Consider the following 17850-nt stretch of genomic DNA (forward strand, 5'->3'; position numbering starts at 1 on the left):
CGTGCACGTGGAAGTTGTGCGGCCAGTCGTCGACGTTGCGCACCGTCCACACCTCGGTGGTGTCGACGGTGGGGGAGAAGTCGATGCGGTTCATGTCCATCTGCGCGCCGTTGATCATGAACCACTGCAGCTCGAAGCTGCGCTCGGCGGCCGCGGCCGCCGGGTCGAGCCGGGCAATCGTCGCGAGCGATGCGGGCAGCGCCGCGGATGCGGTCGGGTTCTTGCCTGCTCGGAGCTCGAGGATGTCGAAGCTGTCCTGCACGCCGAACGCGGCGGCGTCGCCGCGGTCGAGCCCGGCGTTGTCCTCGTAGGGCATCGCGCGCAGCAGCGTGTTCGAGCCGTTCACGGCCACCACGATCTCGGCCCGCTCGCCGGGACTGAGCCGGACCCGGGTGAGCGGCACCGGCGCCGTCAGCAACCCACCGTCGCTCGCGACCAGGTGGAACTCACGATCGTCGGAGAAGCCGAGGTTGTACATCCGCCCCGAGGAGCCGTTGAGGATCCGCAGCCGGACCTTCTCGGTGCTGACCGACAGGTGGGCGCCTGTGATCCCGTTGGTGACGATGGTGTCGCCCAGCAGCCCGATATCGGTGGGGTCGGACTCGTCGAGGGCCCCGTCGGCGGTGAAGCGCTTGTCCTGGATGATCAGCGGGATGTCGTCCACCCCATAGGTCTTGGGCAGGTCGACCGCGTCGGTGACCTCGTCGTCGACCAGGAACAGCCCGGCCAGGCCGCGGTAGACGTGCTTCTCGGTGGAGCCGTGCGGGTGCGGGTGGTACCAGAGGGTGGCACCCGGCTGGTTCACCGTCCAGCCCGGCTCCCAGCGGGCGCCCAGCTCGATGGTCTGGTGCGGTCCGCCGTCGAAGCGCGCGGGCACGTGCATCCCGTGCCAGTGCACCGTCGTGGCCTCGGGCAGGTCGTTGTCGATGGTGAACGCGACCGACTCGCCGCGGCGGGCGCGGATGGTCGGCCCGAGCATCGAACCGTTGAACCCCCACGTCGCGGTGGACTTGCCCGCCAGGATCTCCGAGTTGCCCGCGCCCGCGCTGAGGGCGAAATGCCGAGTGCCCGCCGCATCGGTGGTGGCGGTCGCGAGCGGCGGGATGGGCAGCGGCCGGGAGGAAGCCCCGGCCGGGCTCGGTTGCGCTGGGTTCGATGGACCGGCGGCGCATCCGGCGGACAGGGCGATCGGGGTGGCGGCGAGCCCCATCAGGAAGGCGCGCCGGGAGACGACGTTCATGCCCTCGAGTCTTCGGCGCGGCGGACCGCGTGCCGCCCGCCTCGAGGCCGGTGTTCCTTCGGCTCGGCTCCTCCCGGCGGCCCTTGTGCGGACAGTCGTGCTGTGTTATCCGGCGATGCCGGCGCAGGTGTGGCATCGTTCTGTCATGCCGGTCATCGCCCAGGTATTCGCTGGTCTCGCTGCTGCGCTACACGTCGTGATCTTTGCCATGGAGAGCGTGTGGTGGACGCGCCCGGAGGTCTGGAAACGCTTCGGCCTGACCAGCCAGCATGACGCCGACGTTGCGCGTCCGCTCGCCTACAACCAGGGTTTCTACAACCTCTTCCTGGCGATCGGCATCGTGGTCGGCCTGATCATCGCGGGTGCCGCCGGGCACGCCATCGTCGTCTTCTGCTGCGTGAGCATCGTCGGTGCCGCGGTGGTGCTGGCCTCGACGGGCGCAAAATACCTTCGCCCGGCGGTGGTTCAGGGGATCACCCCGCTGCTCGCGCTGATCACCGCGGCGGTGTTCTAGCGGATTCCTGGTCGCCTACGCGGTTCCCAGACGTTCCAGCACCGCGTCGTGCAGCAGGCCGTTGCTCGCCACCGCGCTGCCGCCGTGCGGGCCTGCGCTGCCGTCGAGCGCGGTGAAGCGTCCGCCCGCCTCGCGGACCAGGATGTCCAACGGCGCCAGGTCCCACAGCGAGACCTCGGGTTCGGCGGCGATCTCCAGCGCGCCCTCGGCCAGCAGGCAGTAGGAGTAGAAGTCGCCGTAGCCGCGGACCCGCCACACCTCGTCGGTGAGCGCGATGAACTGATTGCGGATCCCGCGGTCACGCCAGCCGCTCAGGCTCGCGAAGCTCAGGCTCGCCGATTCCAACCGGTCCACCGCTGATACCGAGATCCGGTTGGGCTCGCCGCCGTCGAACGAGCCGAAGGCGCCCGCACCCTCCGCGGCCCACCAGCGCCGCTTCAACGCGGGGGCGCTGATGACGCCGACCACGGGAACCCCGTCCTGCAGCAGCGCGATCAGGGTGGCCCACACCGGGACCCCGCGGACGAAGTTCTTGGTGCCGTCGATCGGGTCGACCACCCACTGCCTGCCCTCGAACGTCGCGTCGCCGCCGAACTCTTCGCCGAGGACCGCGTCCTCCGGACGCTCGGCAGCGAGCACCGCCCGCACGGCGCGCTCGACCGCGAGATCGGCGTCCGAGACGGGGGTGAGGTCGGGCTTGTCGTCGACCTTGAGGTCGAGCGCGCCGAAGCGGGCCATGGTGATGGAGTCGGCCTCATCGGCGATGCGCAGTGCGAGTTCGAGATCGGTCACGGCGACGACGGTACTCGACCCGGGACCGGACTTCCTCGGCGATTCACCGCGGATTCAGCGCGAGTCGGGCGGCCGTTTCGCCGCGACTGTGACGATCGGATCGTGATGCTGACACGGCGCAGTGTTCTCGTCGGAGGTGGCGCGCTTGCGGGTCTGGCCGCGGCACAATTCGTCGGTATGACCGCGCACACGCCCGGCCCGGCGGCCCAGCCGATGCGGAAGCCGTCGACGGCAGTCTGGTTCGACGTGATCTCCGACATCCAGGGCGACTTCGCCGACCTCGACCGGGCGCTCGACGGTCTCGCGGCGTTCGGCCGGGCGGATGCGCTGCTCGTCAACGGGGACCTCACGCCGAACGGCCGGGAGCGCGAGTACGAGGAACTGTTCGACCGGCTACGCCGCAGCGGGCATCCGGACGCGCTGTACACGATCGGCAACCACGAGTTCTACAACGACGAGTCGAGCGGGGTGTCCGTCGAGCGGTTCCTGCGGCACTCGGCGATGCCGGGACTGTTCTCCGCGCACGACGTGGGTGGGGTGCCGGTGATCCGGCTCGGCACCATCGACGGCAGCGAGGCGAGCGGGCACTGTGTGATCCTCGGCCGCACCCAGCTGGACTGGCTGCGGGACACGCTCAGGGAGTGCCGGCGCGAGCGCCCGGTGCTGGTGATGAGCCATCACGCGCTGCCGCGCACCGTGTCGGGGACGTTCACCGATCCGCTCACCCAGGCCCCGAAGATCTACAGCAATGACTATGCGGAGTCCCCCGAGCTGCTGGACCTGCTCGGGGGTTTCCCCAACGTGCTGCTGATGAGCGGGCACACCCATTGGAGCCTCTACCGCGAGGACTGGCTGACCAGGCGGACCGTGCCGGGCGGGCATCAGGACGGCTTCGCGGCGGTCAACACCGGCGCCGTGCAGACCGGCTTCGGCCCGGACGGCCGCGGCGGTGAGGAGCCTGTCGACCGGAACGAGAACCAGGGCCTGCGGATCGAGGTGGACGGCCCGACCGTTCGGGTCCACGCGCTCGACTTCCGGCGGTCCGCCGTGATCCGGACGGCGGAGTTCCGCGTCGACGGCAGGCCCGGCCCGGTGGTCGTCGCGTCGCCGGGCTGGCCCGGCCAGGTGACCTGAGGGCGACCGCGGCGGCAATCCGCCGCGGGCACCGGTAACCTTGATTCTTGTGCATCCCGACGTTTCCGCAGACCTGGCCGAGCTCAACACCACCCTGACCACCGTCGAGCGGGTGCTGGACGTCGAGGAGCTGCGCAGGCGCATCGACGAACTCGAGCACCAGGCCGCCGATCCGGAGTTGTGGAACAACCAGGAACACGCCCAGCAGGTGACCAGCCAGCTCTCCCACGCGCAGTCCGAGCTGCGCCGGGTCGAGGGCCTGCGCGGACGCCTCGACGACATGCCGGTCCTCTACGAGCTGGCCGAGGACGAGGGTGCCGACGCCGTCGCCGATGCCGACGCCGAGCGGGCGTCGCTGCGCGAGGACATCGCGGCGATGGAAGTCAAGACCATGCTCTCCGGTGAGTACGACGAGCGCGACGCGCTGGTCAACATCCGCTCCGGCGCCGGCGGCATCGACGCCGCCGACTGGGCCGAGATGCTGATGCGCATGTACATCCGCTGGGCCGAGAAGCACGGCTACGGCGTCGAGGTCTACGACACCTCCTACGCGGAAGAGGCAGGCATCAAGAGCGCCACCTTCGCGGTGAAGGCGCCGTACAGCTACGGCACCCTGTCCGTGGAGATGGGCACCCACCGCCTGGTGCGGATCAGCCCGTTCGACAACCAGGGCCGCAGGCAGACCTCCTTCGCAGAGGTCGAGGTACTGCCGGTGGTCGAGACGACCGACCATATCGACGTCAACGAGAACGACGTCCGCGTGGACGTCTACCGCTCCTCCGGCCCCGGCGGTCAGTCCGTCAACACCACCGACTCGGCGGTGCGACTGACACACATCCCGACCGGCATCGTGGTCACCTGCCAGAACGAGAAGTCGCAGCTGCAGAACAAGGTGTCCGCGATGCGGGTGCTGCAGGCCAAGCTGCTCGAGGTCAAGCGCAAGGAGGAGCGCGCCGAGATGGACGCGCTCAAGGGCGATGGTGGCAGCTCCTGGGGCAACCAGATGCGCTCGTACGTGCTGCACCCCTATCAGATGGTCAAGGACCTGCGCACCGAGTACGAGGTGAACAACCCGTCGGCGGTGCTCGACGGCGACATCGACGGCTTCCTCGAGTCCGGCATCCGCTGGCGGATGAGCGCGGAGCAGGTCTAGTCGGTGTTCTCGGCGATCCAGCTCTTCCCCGAAACCACGACGTTCAGTGACTGGCTCTCCTCCAGCGGCCTTGAGATCGTTCTCTACATCCTCGGCGGGCTGCTGGTAGGCCGGTTCCTCTCCTGGCTGGGGAACAAGATCACCGATCGGATCGACCTGAACTACCACCAGGGCGACGCACTGGTCCGTTCGGAGGCGACCAAGCACCGGCACGCCCTGGCCCAGGTGATCACCTGGGTGCTGATCATCATCGTCTACACCCTGGTGACCATCGAGGTGCTGCAGCGGCTCGGATTCTCGGTCGCGAGCCTGGTCGCCCCTGCGACGGTGCTCGGCGCCGCGCTGGGTTTCGGCGCGCAACGCGTGGTGCAGGACATCCTGGCCGGCTTCTTCATCATCGCCGAGCGGCAGTACGGCTTCGGTGACGTCGCGCGGATCGCCATCACCGGATCGTCGGAGGACGCCTACGGGACGGTCGAGGACGTCACCCTGCGGGTGACGCGGCTGCGATCCTCCGACGGCGAGGTCATCACCGTGCCCAACGGGCAGATCGTCAAGGCAGTCAACCTGTCCAAGGACTGGGCGCGGGCGGTGGTCGACGTGCCCATCCCTGCCACCGCGGACATCAACCACGTCAACGACGTGCTGCGCAACGTGGGCCGGGAGGCGTTCGCGGATCTCGATCTCGAGCCGCTGCTCCTGGACGAGCCGTCGGTGATGGGCGTGGAGAGCCTCGAGCTGGACACCGTCAACATCCGGATGGTCGCGCGCACCCTGCCCGGCAAGCAGTTCCAGGTGGGACGCGAGCTTCGGGTGCGGGTCGCGGAGGCGCTGCGCCGGGAGGGCATCCTGGTCGGCCCGGACCTGGCGGCCGATCAGATCGGGGACAACGGATGACCGCCGAACGCGCGAAGAAGACGGAATCGGCCGACAAGCACGAGCGGCGCTGGTCGGTGCCGAAGAACCTGTTCGGCCGCGCCAGGACCTCCACGGTCGCTCTCTCGGTGGGGTTCGTCGCCACGGCGATGCTGTACGGGTACCTCAATCCGGAGCCGTCCAAAGACGATATGACCGGGCCTACGGCGCCGGTGCTGTCGGAGACCCCGTCGCCGGCCCCGGCGCGCCAGGAGCCGTCCACGTCCACGTCCACGCCGCCGCCCAGCAGCACCACCAGCGCGACACCGACGACCACGGCGCAGCAGCCCGTCACGACCACCCCGTCGCCCGCCGTGGTGCTGCCGCCCTGGCTGTCCGTCCCGTCCGGGGTCGAGCTGCCGCCCGGGGTCGTGACGGCCACCCCGGAGACGCCGACCACACCGCCGACACCCACCCCATAGGGCCTGGACCTGCGGGTCCGCCGAAACCCAAGGTCACCGTCGGATAACGGCTAAACTGGCTCCCCGTGATCAGCGTGGAGAATGTGTCCAAGTCCTACAAGACCTCGTCGAGGCCTGCACTGGACAAGGTGAATGTCTCGGTGGACAAGGGCGAGTTCGTCTTCCTGATCGGCCCGTCCGGGTCAGGGAAGTCGACCTTCATGCGGCTGCTGCTCAAGGAGGACACCCCCACCTCGGGCGACATCAGGGTCGGCGATTTCCACGTGAACCGGCTGTCCGCGCGCCGGGTGCCGAAGCTGCGGCAGAGCATCGGATGCGTGTTCCAGGACTTCCGGCTGCTGCAGCAGAAGACCGTGACGGAGAACGTGGCCTTCGCGCTCGAGGTGATCGGCAAGCCGCGCAACATGATCGATCGCACCGTGCCAGAGGTGCTGGAACTCGTCGGCCTGTCCGGCAAGGCGGACCGACTGCCCACCGAGCTCTCGGGCGGCGAGCAGCAGCGCGTCGCCATCGCGCGTGCGTTCGTGAACCGGCCGCTGGTGCTGCTCGCCGACGAGCCGACCGGAAACCTCGACCCGGACACCACCGGCGACATCATGCTGCTGCTCGAACGGATCAACCGCACCGGAACCACCGTGCTGATGGCCACCCACGATCACCACATCGTCGACTCGATGCGGCGCCGGGTGGTCGAACTCGACCTCGGACGCGTGGTGCGCGACGAGGCCCGCGGTGTCTACGGCGTGGGGCGTTAGGTACCCCCGACCCCTCGCCGTTCACCCCGACATACGAAGGACAAGACTTTCCGATGCGCGCCAGCTTCATCTTCAGCGAGGTTTTCACCGGCCTGCGCCGCAACATCACGATGACCGTCGCGATGATCCTGACGACCGCGATCTCGCTCGCCCTGTTCGGCGGCGGACTGCTCGTCGTCCAGATGGCGGGGAAGACACAGCAGATCTTCCTCGATCGGGTCGAGGTGCAGATCTTCCTCACCGATGACGTGTCGATCTCCGACCCCGACTGCAAGCAGGACATCTGCGCGGCCCTGCGCAGCGATCTCGAGAGCACCCCGTCGGTGGTGTCCGTGCAGTACCTCAACCGGGCGGACGCGGTGGCGGACGCCAAGGAGCGGGTGTTCAAGGATCAGCCCGAGCTCGCGTCGATGGTCAGCGAGGACTCGCTGCCCGCCTCGTTCAAGATCAAGCTCAGCGACCCGGAGCGGTTCGGCGTGATCAACGATTCGTTCGGTACCCGGCCGGGCGTGCAGAGCGTCCTCAACCAGCGCGATCTGGTCGAGCGGTTGTTCAGCGTGCTGAACGGAATCCGCAACGCGGCCTTCGCGATCGCCATCGTGCAGGCGATCGCCTCGATCCTGCTGATCGCGAACATGGTGCAGATCGCCGCGTTCACCCGCCGTACCGAGGTCGGGATCATGCGGCTCGTCGGCGCGACCCGCTGGTACACCCAGCTCCCGTTCCTGTTGGAGGCCGTGGTCGCCGCCCTGATCGGTGCAGTGCTGGCGATCGCCGGATTGTTCACCGCGAAGAACCTGTTCATCGACGACGTGCTCACCGATGTCTACGACGCGAACATCGTCGCCCGGATCTCGAACAGCGACGTGCTCCTGGTGTCGCCGTTCCTGGTGCTCACCGGTGTCGGCATGGCCGCGATCACCGCCTACATCACGCTGCGGCTCTACGTCCGTGAGTAATCGGTTGCGCCACGGGCCTATCCTGGGGACAGAACTCGATCACTGCGCGGACTGAAGGGGCCCGAACGTGAAGGAAAAGGGCCGCAAGGTCATCGCGACCAACCGCAAGGCGCGACACAACTATTCGATCATCGACGTCTACGAGGCGGGCGTGGCGCTGGTCGGCACCGAGGTGAAGAGCCTGCGCGAGGGCAAGGCGTCGCTCGTCGACGCCTTCGCCACCGTCGACGACGGCGAGGTGTGGCTGCGCGGGCTGCACATTCCCGAGTACACCCAGGGCAGCTGGACCAACCACTCGCCGCGGCGCACCAGGAAGCTGCTGCTGCACAAGCGGGAGATCGAGCACCTGGTCGGCAAGACCAGGGAGGGGAACCAGACGCTGGTCCCGCTCTCGATGTACTTCTCCGACGGCAAGGTCAAGGTGGAGCTCGCCCTCGCCAAGGGCAAGCAGGACTATGACAAGCGTCAGGACATCGCGCGACGGACGGCCGAGCGTGAGGTCACCCGTGAGCTCGGGCGCCGCGTGAAGGGCATGAGCCGCTAGCGGGCGACCTGGGCAGCCAGCGCGTCCGGCATCAGCTCGTAGCGCAGATGGCAGCGGGAGAACTCGGCGTTGCCGTGGACGAGCGAGTTGAGTTCGACCGGGTAGCGGGCGAGCTCGATCTCGGGCACCTCGGCGCGCAGCAGCGACAGCCCGGGACCCTTCACCTCGGTTCCGAGGACCCGGCCACGCCGGGCCGACAGGTCACTGAGAACGGCGCCGAGATAGTCGTCCGGGAGGGTCACGGCGACGGCGGCGACCGGCTCGAGCAGGCGGATCGAGGTGTGCCCCGCGGCGTCGCGGAGGGCGAGGCTCGCCGCGGTCTGAAAGGCGGCGTCCGACGAGTCCACCGAGTGGGCCTTGCCGTCGACGAGCGTGACGCGCACGTCCACGAGCGGGTGACCGGTCGCCACGCCCTTCTCCAGCTGGGCGCGCACGCCCTTCTCGACCGACGGGATGAAGCCCTTCGGGACCGCGCCGCCCACCACGTGTTCGCGGAACTCGAACCCCGATCCGGTCGGCAGCGGTTCGACCTCGAGGTCGCAGATCGCGTACTGGCCGTGGCCGCCGGACTGTTTGACCAGCCGCCCGTGCCCGGACGCGTTGCCGCCGAACGTCTCCCGCAGCGCCACCTGGTACGGCACGGTGTCGACGTGGACGCCGTGCCGGTTGCGGAGCCGGTCGAGCGCCACCTCGGCGTGCGCGTCGCCGGTGCACCACAGGACCAGTTGGTGGGTGTCCGGGTTCTGTTCCAGCCGCAGGGCCGGGTCCTCGGCGGTCAGTCGGGTCAGCGCCTGGGAGAGCTTGTCCTCATCGGTCTTGCTGTGGGCCTCGACGCCGATCGGCAGCAGCGGCACCGGCAGTGTCCACGTTTCGAGCACGGACTGCTCGTCGGTGTCTCCGATGGTGTCGCCGATGTGTGCGGCGAGCTTGGGGATGCAGACGATGTCGCCCGCGACCGCCTCGGGCACCGGGCGCTGCAGCTTGCCGAAGGGGCCGGTGAGGGTGGTGACCTTCTCGTCGGTCGGCTCGCCGGAGTCGGCCGCCGCGCCTGCGAGGTAGACGTGGGAGTCGGGGAGCAGCGTCCCGGAGAAGACGCGGACGAGGCTGATGCGGCCGACGTAGGCGTCCCCGGTGATCCGGATGACCTGGGCGGCGAGCGGTGCGTCCGGGTCGGCCGCGGGCGCGGGTTCGCGGCGGTGGGTGGGGTCAGGGAACGCGCCGGTGATGAGGTCGAGCAGTTCGGCCGCGCCGACGCCGTCGTCGGTGACGGCGAGCGCGGGGTGCAGGGCGCAGTCGACGATCTCCCGGCGCAGACCGTCGGTCAGCGCCTCCTCGTCGAGTGGTTCCCCCGCGAGGTAGCGCTCCATCAGGGTGTCGTCCTGGCCGGAGATGGCCTCGACGAGGCTCTCGCGCGCCGCCTCGGCCTCGGGGCAGGGGCCGGGTTCGCCGTAGCTGCGGCCGGTGAGCAGGCCGAGCGACCCGCAGGGCCTGCCGTCCGCGAAGACCGGCAGGTAGACCGGTCGCAGCGTGTCGGTGCCGAGGCCGAAGGCGTCGTGGCAGGCGGTGAGGATGTCGTCGAAGCCGCTGCGGGCGACGTCGAGTTTGGCCACCACGATGGCCCGGGGGATGCCTGCCGCCGCGCATTCGCGCCACAGTGCCCGGGTTGGCGTGGTCACCGGGTCGGTGGCCGAGACCACGAAGACGGCGGCGTCGGCAGCGTGCAGGCCCGCCCGCAGCTCGGCGCCGAAGTCGGGATGGCCGGGCGGGTCGAGGAGATTGACCTTGCAGCCGTTCCACTCCAGCGGCAGCACCGCGAGCTGGACCGACCGTTGCTGGCTGTGCTCGATGTCCTCGTAATCGGAGACGGTGTTGCCGTCGGGGATCCGGCCGGCCCTGCCGATGGCCCCGGCCGCCAGCGCGAGCGACTCGGCCAGGGTGGTCTTGCCCGCGCCGCTGCACCCGATCAGGACAACGTTGCGCAGCTGCTCGGGACGCGAGGCGGGTGGGGCGTTGCCCGCGCGAACCGTCATCCGGTCGGCCATCGATGTCTCCTCCCGCAGCGACGGGCTGACCCGATTCTAGGCGGGTCGGCCCGTCGCGGCCGGAGGAATGACCTATCGAGACCGCATTGAGCTACTTCGCGACGCGCTCCCACATCTGCAGGTAGGCCTCGGCGCCGCGGCTCATGTCCTCGATCATCTTGTCGCCGTCTTTCCCCGCCGCGATCCGCATGTCCGCGATCCAGTCGGGGATCAGCCCGTACTGCGCGACGCCGTCCTTGTTGACGTCGAAGACGCGCTCGCCGGTGCGCTGGCGATCCATCGTCGTGCCGCCGTCGAAGGTCTTGTACGGATACTGCAGCGGGTTGGTGTCGGCGTCCTCACGCGGCTGCGCCTGCGGGCCGAAGCCGTTGGTGTCCGCGCCGTACCCGAAGCCGTAGTAGTAGTCCTCGCTGCGATCCGCGCGGGCCTTGCGCCAGGCGGAGACGAAGCTGTCCTTCTTCGGGTCGGAGTTGAGACCCGAGGCGTAGGCGGCGACGAAGCCGCCCAGCGCGTAGATCCGCTTGTAGTTCAGCGGGTCGGTCCAGCTGTGCGTGGAGACCACACCGGAGTACTTGACCTTTTCGAGGATCCGCAGGGTGTCCTCCGCGGTCTTGACGCTCATGTGGTCGAGATCGACGATCATGCCGCGGTCCATCATGCCGCGGATCATGTGCTCGCCGAGCTTCGTCAGCCCACGGGTGTTGCAGAGCGGTCCGGACGGGTAGACCGGCGTGGTGACACCCGGCGGCAGCGCCGAGAGCACCTCGGCCGGGCCGTCGCCGACGGAGAGCAGCGGGTTGTCGTGCTCGGGGGTGGTGCACGCCTCGGCCTGCCAGAACTTGCCGGTGCCGAGGAAGTTGCCCGCGTTGACGGCGATGCCCTGGATGCCCGGGTCGAACCGGACGCCGCCGAAGGCGTTGTCGAACTTGTGCGTGACGACCATCTGCCGCACACCCATCGCGTAGACCTCGTCGAGGCCGCGGTCGATGTCGGCCTCGTTGCACTGGGGCACGTCGTTGCGGATGGAGCATCCGAACAGTTCGGACGTCTCGATGCCCATGGTGACCGCGAGCTTGCCCTCGCTCGCCACCTTGCGGACCTCTTCAGGAGACCTGACGATCCGGAACCAGCCGCGACCGGGGCCGCCGTACTGGGCGTCGATGTAGTCCTGCATCTGCCGGACCTGCTCGGCCTGCGCACGGATGGTGTCCATGTCGTTGCAGGAGCGGTTCTTGAGCGGATAGACGTCGCAGAGAACCCGGTTGTTCACCAGCAGGTTGGTGAAGACGCGCAGTCCGCCGCGCCAGGCGCGCTCGACCCACCGGTAGTAGGTCTGCTCGTGGGTCAGCGAGTCGTGGCTCGGCCAGTCCTTGAACGTGGGCCAGCCGGTGGTGTCGTGCTCGGCGACCGGGGTGCCGTGCGAGAGGATGTTCTCGAGCAGCGCAGGCATCCCGTCCTCGCCGTGATCGGCGCAGTCGCGCAGCGCGACCGTGATGCCCTGCGGATCGAAGGGGGTGCCGCAGTGCACCTGGCCGCCGATGAACAGGTTGGCGTCGAGGTGGACGTGCGCGTCGATGAACCCGCGCACCTCGCCGTTCGGGCCGGTGCCGGAGAGCGGCTTGCCGGTCGCGTTCACCTCGGAGTCGGGGAAGGTCGCGCAGCCCTCGGCCGGAGTGAGGACGAAGCGCCCGCCCGCGGGGTTGACGCCGGGGTCAGTGAGCTCCATGTTCCCGTTGGCGGCGGTGAGCTGGTTGCCGTTGGCGGTCGCGGTAACGGCGTAGGTGCCGTCGGTGTGCGTCAGCGTCCAGTCGGTGGTCGGCAGCGCGTCGCGAGTCGAGACGATTGCGCGCTTGCCGTCGTGGGCGAGCATGTCGCCGCCCTTGCCGTAGAACATGAACCGGCCCAGCTGTGCGGCGTGCGTGCGGAACGCCTCGGCACCGCCTACTGTGTCGGCATCGGCGCGGTAGCCGCCGTCGGCTCGGCGGACGAACTTCCCGCTCTGCTCCGACTTGAGGGCGTAGCAGCCGTTGGCCAGCCCGAAGACGGGGTCGTCGCCGGGGCCGATCGGGTCGGACGAGGGCTGCGATGCCGCGATCCCACCGCCGGCCAGGACCAGTGCCAGCGTTGCGGCCAGTGCGTTTACCCATCGACGGCGTGAACGCCCTGGTTTATGTGTCATGTGCCTTCGACTTCCCCGGTGAATCCGCTGAATGATTTCGCTGAGAAGGGTAGTGGATTTTGGACGAACGTCCAGGTGAAACGCCCGAGAAGTTATTGGGATGATTTCGCGGCGCAAGGGCGTTACAGTATGTGGTCCCAGCACGGTGCTGGGTACGTACGGGGCTGAACGGTTTCGACTTTGTACGTTGAGTTAGGGGAAGCGTGTCGGTGCAGGCAAGAGACCACCGTAAGCGTCGCTGCAAACCTATAAGCGCCGATTCCAATCAGCGCGACTACGCTCTCGCTGCCTAAGTAGCGAAGCGTGTCTGTCAGTCCGATCTCGCCCTCGGGTCGGGTACTGGCATCAGCTAGAGGGCTTTACCGGTCGGCTCGGTCACGGAGTCGTTCGGGACATCAAACAGTGACTGGGATCGTCATCACGGCTTGTTCGCGAGACCGGGAGATCCGAGTAGAGGCTTAGCGAACTGCACACGGAGAAGCCCTAGCGATTCGGCGGAGGACCCGGGTTCGATTCCCGGCAGCTCCACAAAGGCCCCGGTCAGAACCCAGAAATGGGGATCTGACCGGGGCTCTTTTTTGCCCTGTGTAGGCGGGGTTCTGTCCTCAAGCCGGTGTCACCCGCGAGACGGCCGGAGGCTGCCAATTTCCGTCGAGGACCGTCTGTTCCGGCCAATACGCGCGGAGGTAGATCGTGAACTCGTCGGCAGGGGCAGGCAACCAGTTCGCGAGGAGCTTCGGATCGGTGGGTGCCTGGCCGCCGACCGTGATCGTCAGCGATCCGTCGTCCCCACTGGTGAGGTTCTGATTCTTGGTGCCGAGCGAGTAGCGGTCGAGGTTGTTGGGGTGGAAGAAGTGGTGCTTGTTGTAGACCGTGAGCGACCAGAAGCCGCGCACCGGTGGTAGCTGACCGGCGGGGAAGGCCACGGAGTATGTATTCGAGCCGTGCAGGCGGGCGGCGGCGTCGTCGAGGTCCTGGTAGTAGTAGACGGTTTCGTTGGGCGTGTTGACGAAGATGTTCGATTTGCCGATCGCGGTGCGGGACAGGTAATCCGTGCCGAACGCGGCACCGTTGCGCTGAGTGGTCCAGTTGTGTGCGACAGGGATTCCGATGTTGCGGAACTCGAACAGCTCTCCCACAGTGGCGTCGGTGTCGATCGCCGATTGCCGTAGTGCCCCGGCTACCGCAGGGTCACGGTCCGCGGCGGCGAGGACCGAACGGAACCAGTCGTACATCGCCTCCTCTCCCGGCAACGGGGGCACCTCGTCGAGTACCGCCCCGAACGCGTCGAAGTACGTCTCGGGGTCGACCCACTGGGTTTCCGCCTCATCGCCGGTCGCGCCGCCGCCCCCGAATGACGGCACGCTCGACCAGTCCCGGATCTTGACCTCGCCGTCGAACTCCGACAACGGATACATGCTGATCCGGCCGACGATCGGCGCGATGGCCGCGCGGTCCTCCACGGTGTCGTCCATGAACACCCGCGGGATCACGGCACCGACCCGGGTGTCGTACCGGAACACGCCGGTGATGCCCTCGGGTACGTCTCCGTCCCAGGATGCGGGCGCGAGCAGGTAGAAACCCGGTGCCGTCCCGTACATCTTGCCGAGCTCGACGAACGAGTCGGTGCGCTGATCGACCACCTGGTACACCCAGAACCGGTCGCCGAAATCGGGCACCTGAACGACGGACGGTCCCCGTTCGGCGTCGAGGACACCGAACCCGTACGCGACGTCCTGGTTCGGGCATGCCACGACGCGCTCCTCCGGGCGGATGTAGTCGTGCAGCATGCCGATCGTCCCCGGCGGGCCCGCAGGCACGATGCCGGCGAGCAGCCCGGGCTCGGGCAGCTTCTCCATCAACGTCCGCCGGTTGTGCATGTTCACCAGCGACCAACCCCAGAGATAGGCGACGTTGCCGATCGCCCGTGCATAGTCGACCGTCATCTTCGGACCGCTCAGACCTTCGGCACCGGACATCCACGGCTCCATTCCCTCGACCGAGAGTGACAACTACAGGACGAACAGCAACGACGCTATGAACATCCGGGCCGGTTCGACTCACCCGGAACAGATGAACCGACGCCGAGATCCGGGAACCTGCCTGCCTCGTCAGCTTCACCCCGATCGCATGAGGCGGCGGGCCGATGTGGGTTCATAGCGTGGCAGCACGACATCCGCGTTCTCGTTGGAGGTGCTGCGCAATGACGATTGGCAATTCCGGTTCCGCTTCGACATCGGCCGAGCTGCTCGCGGCGATCGAGTCCGTCTCCTCGCCGGACACCGTCGACACCCCCTTCGGGCAGCTGAACTTCTTCGACGGGGTCCCACTGCCCGAGTCCGTGTCGACGATCTACGACGCGCTGGATCTGATCCGCGGGGTCGACGTGTTCCTCAACTGCGTGCCCGGCGCATCGCTGGTGGCGCTCCGCCGCGGCCTGCGCACGCTCGGCATCGACTCACCCCGCGCCATCGGCTACACGGACCCGCGGGCGAACTCGCGCACGATCGGGTTGACCCCGAACACCGAGACGACCTACGGCACGACGTTCCTGGACCTGAAGGCCTGGGGCCCGACGATCATCGAGGCACCACCCAATTCGATGTGCGTCGTCGACGACTTCTGGTTCCGCTACGTCACCGACATGGGCATCCCGGGACCCGACCACGGCCAGGGCGGCAACTACCTGTTCCTTCCGCCCGGATACGAGGGTGAGGTGCCGGACGGCTACTTCGTCCTCCGCAGCCCGACCTTCACGAACTGGGTGGTCCTGCGCGCGCTCGGCGGGGTTGCTGACGTGAGGAAGACGCGCATCTATCCGTTGAGCGAGCTCGATTCCCCGAGCCCCAACGAGTGGATCAACTGGGTGGAGGAGAGCTGCAACACGGTGCACGCGAACGACCTGTCGTTCTACTTCGAGGTCGACGAGATCGTCCAGGAGGAGCCTGCCGAGGCGCTCGATCCGGAACGCGCCGGTCAGCTCGCCGCGATCGGGATCGTCAAGGGGCGACCGTTCGACCCGGACGAGCGGATGCGCGGGATCCTCGACAAGGCGGCACGCATCGGTGCCGGAATGGCGCGGGCGCTGTCCTACGCGCCGCGGGATCCGCAGGCCTCGCTGTACGGGTCGTGGAACAACGCCTTCGTCGGGGGCAGTCACGAGTTCCTCCGCGACGGTGCCCGGTTGCTCGACGCCCGCACCCAGTTCCACTACATCGCCACGGTCATCACCCCGGCGATGGCGCGCGCGAGGGTCGGCGCCGGCTCGGCCTACGCCTACACGGTGCACGACGCGCGAGGCGAGGTGCTCGACGGCGGCCGCAGCTACCGGCTCCACGTGGACCCGAACCCGCCTGCGAAGAACTTCTGGTCCGTCGACGTCTACGACACGCAGACCCGGTCGCTGATCCAGGTCCCGTCGACGATCTGGCCCGCCGTGGCGAGCAACTCCGGCCAACTGGTCGCCAACGACGACGGCTCGCACGACCTGTTCTTCGGCCCCACCGCGCCGGAGGGCAGGGAGTCCAACTGGGTCGAGACCCTCCCGGGCAAGTCCTGGTTCCCGTTGTTCCGTCTGTACGGGCCACTCGAACCGTGGTTCGAGCAGACCTGGAGGCTGGGCGAGTTCGAGCCGCTGGACTGACGTCGGCTCCCCGTGGTGTTGCCTGCGCGTAACACTGGGTTACGAAACCCTACCCGGAGGTTTCTTTCTTGTAATGCATTGCGCCCCAGCATGTTCAGGGCTTGGTGATGGTGCTTCCGCTCGGCTAGAAATGCAGCAGCGCCGAGGTGGCGTCACAGCGAAGCAAGGCTTCACGGTCGAGAAGGAGTGATCACATGGGATCGACAGCAGAGGATCTCACCATGGTCGCGGCAGGGGCGACCTTGGTGTCGGCGGTCGTTGCGGTGGTCGCGGGCATCGCAGGCGTCGCTTCGCTTTCTGCGTGAGCGTGTCCACGCTCAACGCCAGTTGAGTAGCCCCGCAGTCGGATTCGGCTGCGGGGCCTCGCTGCGTTCGGTGTCGTTGCCGATCGCGGCCGTGGTCAGCGCGGCGGTGGGAGCAGCGTGGTGAGGAAGCCGGTCGCGTCACGGTCCGCGGCGGGTACGACGCTCCTGTGGTCCGTGCCGGGGTAGACCATGAACCGCGAGTCGGCACCGCCCGCGGCCAGCTGCAGTTGCAGGGCGACGCTCACCGGGATGGGGACCGTCAGGTCATCGGTACCGTGCACGATCATGATCGGCCGGTCCCAGCCGATGGTCGGCACGGCCATGTAGTCCTGGAGCGCGGTGACGACGGCCGGATCGAGCAACGGCCTGGCGAACAGCGCACCGACCGACTGCCCCCGCAACATGCCGAGGTCGTCGCCGCAGCCGAGCTCCGCCGAGGCCATCGCGCGCGCCCCGAAGTCGGTGAGGTAGCCGGGAATCCCGAGGTCCGGCCTGGCGGAGTGCAGGCCGGCGAGGATGTACACGAGATATGTACTCGCCCCCTGCAGGACGTCGACGGCGGGAACGTAGGGGCCTGCCGCGGCCAGCAGGTTCTCCACGTTCGATTCGGGTGCGTAGGACAGGGTTCCGCGGAGATCGAGCTCCGGGGCGTACTCGCCTGCCATGCGGCCCGCGAAGAGCGCGGCCTGCCCGCCCTGGGAGTGCCCGACCGACACCCAGGATTTCGAGATGTCGGGGCGGAGGTTGCGCCCGGCGCGAACGATGTCGATCGCGGCCTGCCCCTCGGCGCGACCGGCCAGGTACTGGTGGAGGCCCGGTGTCCCGAGGCCGATGTAGTCGGTGGCGGCGACGGCGTATCCCCGGCGAAGGTAGTCGAGCAGCAGTTGCGTCGTGGTGAGGCTCCCGGTCACGCTCGGTGCGCACTGGTCGCCGATCCCGGTGGTGCCGTGCGACCAGGAGACGACTGGCCAGCCACCAACGGGCGCGGTGCCCTCGGGGACGAAGACCTGCCCGGTGCTGAGGGCGGGCCTGCCGTCCTGCCCGGTCGTGTTGTAGGTCACCAGGTATCCCTCGGCCGCGCCGTCGATGAGGTCGTCGCTCGGCAGGACGGACGAACTCACGATCGATCCGGGAACGGCAGGGGGAGCCGTTGCGCGGGCCGCGGGGGCGCAGGCACCGACCGCGATGAGTCCGGACACGATCACCGACATCGACCGACCGAGGTGCATTTAGCGGACGCTATCAGCGCCGAG

General features: G+C 68.3%; 15 protein-coding genes and 1 other RNA gene. 10 read left to right on the forward strand and 6 right to left on the reverse strand.

Going from position 1 to position 17850, the window contains the following annotated elements; genetic code table 11:
• Positions 1-1240: multicopper oxidase family protein (locus RM1_RS23975; RefSeq protein ID WP_072754135.1), on the reverse strand; the 1240-nt coding region annotated here is incomplete at its 3' end.
• 145 nt (positions 1241-1385) lie between these two features.
• On the opposite strand from RM1_RS23975, the gene RM1_RS23980 reads away from it, so the two are divergent.
• A complete protein-coding gene (locus RM1_RS23980) occupies positions 1386-1754 on the forward strand; it encodes a DUF1304 domain-containing protein (protein ID WP_072754136.1) in 369 nt (122 codons plus the stop codon).
• Positions 1755-1769: 15 nt separating this feature from the next.
• Here the strand turns inward: RM1_RS23980 and hisN are convergent, their stop codons facing one another.
• On the reverse strand, positions 1770-2546 hold the full coding sequence (gene hisN / locus RM1_RS23985) for a histidinol-phosphatase (RefSeq protein WP_072754137.1): 777 nt from the start codon (positions 2544-2546) through the stop codon (positions 1770-1772).
• 177 nt (positions 2547-2723) lie between these two features.
• On the opposite strand from hisN, the gene RM1_RS23990 reads away from it, so the two are divergent.
• The 7 genes from RM1_RS23990 (at position 2724) to smpB (ending at position 8428) form a co-directional block, all read left to right on the forward strand.
• Positions 2724-3680, forward strand: coding sequence for a metallophosphoesterase family protein (locus tag RM1_RS23990; protein ID WP_169922366.1), 957 nt, complete (start codon positions 2724-2726; stop codon positions 3678-3680).
• A gap of 49 nt (positions 3681-3729) precedes the next feature.
• Positions 3730-4833 (forward strand): peptide chain release factor 2, encoded by a 1104-nt coding sequence (prfB, locus tag RM1_RS23995; RefSeq protein ID WP_027500083.1) that lies wholly within the window; start codon positions 3730-3732, stop codon positions 4831-4833.
• Positions 4834-4836: 3 nt separating this feature from the next.
• Positions 4837-5730, forward strand: coding sequence for a mechanosensitive ion channel family protein (locus tag RM1_RS24000; RefSeq protein ID WP_245816589.1), 894 nt, complete (start codon positions 4837-4839; stop codon positions 5728-5730).
• A complete protein-coding gene (locus RM1_RS24005) occupies positions 5727-6170 on the forward strand; it encodes an Rv3103c transmembrane domain-containing protein (RefSeq protein WP_072754139.1) in 444 nt (147 codons plus the stop codon). The genes RM1_RS24000 and RM1_RS24005 overlap by 4 nt, the downstream gene beginning before the upstream one ends.
• A 65-nt stretch (positions 6171-6235) precedes the next feature.
• A complete protein-coding gene (ftsE, locus tag RM1_RS24010; RefSeq protein WP_027500081.1) occupies positions 6236-6925 on the forward strand; it encodes a cell division ATP-binding protein FtsE in 690 nt (229 codons plus the stop codon).
• Positions 6926-6978: 53 nt separating this feature from the next.
• Positions 6979-7884 carry a permease-like cell division protein FtsX gene (ftsX, locus tag RM1_RS24015; protein ID WP_072754140.1) on the forward strand — a complete coding sequence of 302 codons (906 nt, stop codon included), beginning with the start codon at positions 6979-6981 and terminating at the stop codon, positions 7882-7884.
• A gap of 67 nt (positions 7885-7951) precedes the next feature.
• Positions 7952-8428, forward strand: coding sequence for an SsrA-binding protein SmpB (smpB, locus tag RM1_RS24020; RefSeq protein ID WP_027500079.1), 477 nt, complete (start codon positions 7952-7954; stop codon positions 8426-8428).
• Here smpB and RM1_RS24025 read toward each other — a convergent pair.
• Together RM1_RS24025 and RM1_RS24030 are read right to left on the reverse strand one after the other, a co-directional pair.
• Positions 8425-10470, reverse strand: a complete 2046-nt coding sequence (locus RM1_RS24025; protein ID WP_072754141.1) for an elongation factor G-like protein EF-G2 — start codon at positions 10468-10470, stop codon at positions 8425-8427. The genes smpB and RM1_RS24025 overlap by 4 nt on opposite strands.
• Positions 10471-10561: 91 nt before the next feature.
• Entirely contained in the window at positions 10562-12649 is a 2088-nt protein-coding gene (locus RM1_RS24030) for a membrane dipeptidase (RefSeq protein ID WP_072754142.1), read from the reverse strand.
• A gap of 160 nt (positions 12650-12809) precedes the next feature.
• Between RM1_RS24030 and ssrA the strand changes: the two genes are divergently transcribed.
• Positions 12810-13180: a transfer-messenger RNA gene (gene ssrA / locus RM1_RS24035) on the forward strand.
• A gap of 74 nt (positions 13181-13254) precedes the next feature.
• Here ssrA and RM1_RS24040 read toward each other — a convergent pair.
• Positions 13255-14628 (reverse strand): DUF1214 domain-containing protein, encoded by a 1374-nt coding sequence (locus RM1_RS24040; RefSeq protein WP_072754156.1) that lies wholly within the window; start codon positions 14626-14628, stop codon positions 13255-13257.
• Positions 14629-14852: 224 nt separating this feature from the next.
• On the opposite strand from RM1_RS24040, the gene RM1_RS24045 reads away from it, so the two are divergent.
• A complete protein-coding gene (locus tag RM1_RS24045) occupies positions 14853-16292 on the forward strand; it encodes a DUF1254 domain-containing protein (RefSeq protein ID WP_083576928.1) in 1440 nt (479 codons plus the stop codon).
• Positions 16293-16692: 400 nt separating this feature from the next.
• Here RM1_RS24045 and RM1_RS24050 read toward each other — a convergent pair whose 3' ends face one another.
• A complete protein-coding gene (locus tag RM1_RS24050; RefSeq protein ID WP_072754143.1) occupies positions 16693-17826 on the reverse strand; it encodes a lipase family protein in 1134 nt (377 codons plus the stop codon).
• Positions 17827-17850 lie beyond the last annotated feature (24 nt).

The organism is Rhodococcus maanshanensis NBRC 100610 (genome assembly GCF_001894865.1).
Lineage (GTDB): Bacteria > Actinomycetota > Actinomycetes > Mycobacteriales > Mycobacteriaceae > Rhodococcus_G > Rhodococcus_G maanshanensis.